This window comes from Pseudomonas sp. BAV 4579 (assembly GCF_009765395.1).
GTDB lineage: Bacteria > Pseudomonadota > Gammaproteobacteria > Pseudomonadales > Pseudomonadaceae > Chryseomonas > Chryseomonas aestiva.
Genome location: NZ_WHOV01000204.1, coordinates 1 through 2,935 on the forward strand (window position 1 = coordinate 1; position 2,935 = coordinate 2,935).

Annotated in this window: 2 protein-coding genes; both read right to left on the reverse strand. The window is 65.3% G+C overall.

All coding sequences use genetic code 11. The features are described from left to right. A partial coding sequence (locus GSQ95_RS24960) for a cellulase family glycosylhydrolase (RefSeq protein ID WP_158973982.1) occupies nt 1-2,005 on the reverse strand: 2,005 nt, incomplete at its 3' end. A 284-nt stretch (nt 2,006-2,289) separates the two neighbouring features. Next, a partial coding sequence (locus GSQ95_RS24965; RefSeq protein WP_158973984.1) for a hypothetical protein occupies nt 2,290-2,935 on the reverse strand: 646 nt, incomplete at its 5' end.

Here is a 2,935-nt window from a genome sequence, read left to right on the forward strand (position 1 = left end):
GCTCGTTGCCGATCTCCCAGATCTTGATGTCCTTGGCGTAGCGCTTGGCCAGGGTATAGGCCTGCGCCTGGGTCAGCTTGTGGGTGATCACCGGCCGCAGGGTGATGTTGTACTTGCGGGCCAGGGACACCAGCCGATCCAGCTCGGGCAGGTTGGTCACCAGATACTCGCCGGAGCGATAGGTGCGCAGATTGCGCGCCGCCAGTAGCTGCAGGCGGGCCTCCATCTCGGCAGGCGGATAGGCGGCGCTGTTGTCGTGCCCGACCACCCCCAGGGGGATGTTCTTGTAGCCGGTCAATGGCGCCGAGGAGACGCTGCCACTGGCGACCGGCAGGACCACGTTCTGCACCGGTTGCACGCTGGCCGCGGGGGTCGGCGTGGTGGTGGTGCCCTGGGCCAGCGCGGTGTTCACCTTCTTGTCGAAGGCGGTCTTGTCATCGCCCGCGGCGCCCCGCATGACCTCCAGCGGCAGGTTGGCGCGCGAGGTGACGCCGTTGGCCAGGCGACTGGTCCAATAGGCGCTGCCGCTGCTGTCGGCGCTGCGGCCATAGAGGTTCTGGTAGACCTGGTTGACCAGGGCCGCATCGCTCAGCGATCCATAGAGGGCGATCGATTCGCTGTTGCCGGCGAAGGTGGCCGCCAGTTGCTCGACGCTCATGTCGCCGGCCAGGCGCGAGGCCCAGTAGTTGAGGCCGCCGGCATCGGCGGCCCGGCCGTAGTAGGCCAGGTAGAGCTGCTCGACGGTGGTCAGCTTGGACGAGGTCGCGGCATTGGCGGTGGTGCCGGTGACGGCGCCAGCCATGGGCGTGCTGCCTGCGGTGGTACCCGTGGTGCTGGTACCCGTCGCCGGCGCGGCGCCGGTGGTGGTGCCAGTGGTCGCTCCGGTCGTGCCGGTAGCCCCGGTCCCGCCGGTGGTGCCCGCGGTCGCACCGCCCGTGGCGGTCTCGGTCTTGGGCGGCGTGGCGGCCGTCGGGGTCACCTGCGGACCGATGCCGGCGCAGCTGTCCTTGTCCAGGTACTTGGCCAGCACCGCCCACTGCGGACGCTCCTTGCCATTGATCGGCTCGACCGCCTGGTTGTAGGTGCCCCAGCCCGGGCCGGCGGCCCAGTAGGTGGCCGGAATGCAGTTCTGCTTCAGATAGGCCAGCATGCCGTCGAGAATGGGCAACCAGCGCGCATCCGTGTCAGGTACGCCGAAGCCGCCGATGAAGCCGCGCTTGTTGTTGGCCTTGAGCCAGCTGACGAAGGGCTTGAGGCGCTCGACGCCATAGCTAGGCGAAAGGGTCGCCACGTTCAGGCTGGTGTCGAAGAAGGCCTGGGCCATGAAGATCAGGTTGTTGGCCGGATCGTTGAGCTTGAGCAGCGTATCGTTCCACTGCGGCCAGCGGGTGGTGTCGGCCCAGCCGTTGCCTTCGACGAAGATCGGGTGGGTCGAATCGACCGCGCGCACGCCATTGATGCCGTACTGGGCGGCGGTCGGCCAGTTGCTCACGGCGTCGTGGGGCTCGTTCATGATGTCGTAGCCATAGAGCGCCGCATGGGTGCCCCAGCGCTGAGCGACGCGGGTCATGAGATTCTGGAAGGCCTCGTAGGGGATTTCGCCCGCGCCGATGACCTTGCCCTGGTAGCGGGCGTAGTTGTGCAGATCGAGGATGACCTTAACGCCGTACTTCTGGGCGTAGCCCAGGGTGCGATCGATCAGGCCGGCGTAGGTGGGATCGAGATTGGCCCCCATGGACGATTGCAGGCGCTCCCAGAGAATGGGGAAGCGCACCAGCTTCACGCCCTTGGCGCTCCACTGCTGGAAATGGCTCTCGGCCGGGAAGATGAAGTTGCGGTCGTTGACACCGGGCAGTACCTGGGCGGCGAAGGTGGCGCCGGAGAAGTTGAGACCGACCAGGTCAACGGCCTGGGCGGAGGTGGCAAGCGAAGCGGTGGCGAACAGGGCAGGCAACAGCAGCGCCTGACGCGGCAGGCGGCGGGAGATGGAGCTAAGGATTGTCATCAAGAAGGAACCAGATAGGCCGAGGTGCGCGATTCGATCCGTGCATCCCACCTCGGTACAGCAGGAAAACTGCCGGGGAAGATCGTTTCCCTAGCACCTGCAAAGCCTAGTGCAAGCGCTAGACCAATAAGAACCCGTGCCATCACGATGCAGGGGTAAACGCAGCGTTTTGCCAGATGTACGGTGCCGATGATGGCACTTTGTCTACCGTTCGTCGGCGACCATCCGGTCACCCAGGAGACCTGTTTTCGCGTTGAAGTCAGGTTTGTCCGCTTTCTGACGGCTCAGGGCTTGCCGGCATAGCGGCGGATCAGTTCCATGACCGGTTTTGGGCGGTCTAGGTCGTACATCAGCCCGAAGTGACGCTCATGGGCAATCGGATGGCTCGGCTCGTCGAGCAATTCGTAGACGTTGATCTCGCGAACGATGTCGCGATAGCGCCCATTGAGTTCGGACAGGATGGCTTCGAGGCTGTCATGGCAGCCGCGATCGCCCGGTCGCCCGCCATCGGTGGCGCCCTGGTAGATCTCGCCGCAGTTGACCTCGTTGAAGAAGATCCGCGTCCGGTACTTTTCCGCCATGGCGCGCATCTGCCCCAGGTAGAGATCCATCCAGCGGCCGCGGTCGCGATAGTGCGGGTAGTAGTGGAAGCTGATGTGGTCGAACGCGAACCCGGCGGCCCGGGCCTGATCGAGAAACCACATGGAGCCCAGGCGATCGCCCGGGCAACGGGCCTTGGCGCCCCGGTCGTCGGGGTTGCAGGACATCACGTTGATGGTGGTCTCGAGGCCGGCGTCCAGTTCGTCGGAGGCCCGACGGATGCCGCGATAGATGTCCACCAGTCGACTGATGCGGATGCCGGCGCCGACCCGCGAATAGTCCTGCTCGTTGCCGATCTCCCAGATCTTGATGTCCTTGGCGTAGCGCTTG